This window comes from Bartonella sp. AA2SXKL, from assembly GCF_042197205.1.
Classification (GTDB): domain Bacteria; phylum Pseudomonadota; class Alphaproteobacteria; order Rhizobiales; family Rhizobiaceae; genus Bartonella.
Map to the genome: position 1 here is coordinate 1 of NZ_JBHIRN010000133.1, position 737 is coordinate 737.

At 34.6% G+C, this 737-nt stretch carries 1 protein-coding gene and 1 pseudogene; both read left to right on the forward strand.

What is annotated here, in order from left to right; all coding sequences use genetic code 11:
* Nucleotides 1-164 (forward strand): annotated as a pseudogene (locus tag ACFINS_RS10255) (sensor histidine kinase); the annotation flags it as partial.
* 185 nt (nt 165-349) lie between these two features.
* The gene (locus ACFINS_RS10260) at nt 350-580 is read left to right on the forward strand and encodes a hypothetical protein (protein ID WP_375706208.1); all 231 of its coding nucleotides are present in this window, start codon (nt 350-352) and stop codon (nt 578-580) included.
* The last annotated feature ends 157 nt before the right edge of the window (nt 581-737 follow it).

Below are 737 nucleotides of genomic sequence, written 5' to 3' on the forward strand. Positions count from 1 at the left end.
AAACGCAAGAGAAAAAAACAGGTCTTGGTCGGGTGGTCGTTGAACAGCTTTGTATGCAGTTTGGTGAAAAACCGCTTTTTGAAACTTCTGCTTTGGGAGGAACAAAAATTGTAATTCCTTTGCCCAAATTAACCCCCAATGCCTCAAAAGAAGCCTATGCTTGATTTTAAATAAAGAACCAGTGCATACATGGCAACACATTGATTTATGATAATAATTCATTGTTTCGCATGTTGAATGAGAATCTTCGAATACATTAAGATTCTCTTACTTCAAACCTGTGTATATTCCATCAATAAAAACTATTCGATGACACATTACAAGCTGAATTGGCGTGTGGGAAAAACTCTTGAAGAAAGAAGTCAAAAAGAGGCATCATTGTGCCTCTTATGAACTGTTTCAAGTGCCAAGGGTTGTCGCAATATGGGGCTGGCACTCTTATAAATTGAACTTCTCATCAGCAAAGGTATTTTTAAGTGTCATAAGCGAACAATCATCAGTCAAAGATATAAGTGATGTCTTTATTTATAAAAGACAAAAATGGGTAAAGAGCAAAAAAGGCAAAAGATTTTATGTTTAAGTTTTGGTATTTTCTTCCTTTGCAAAGCATTTCCAGAGTAATTTTATCTTTCTTAAAATGAAGGGATGCTGGATTATTATTCTGATCAACCGTTAAGAAACGATCAATGACCTTTACGCTTCGTTCAGCAATATTTTTTTTACCAGCCTTTTTTTAT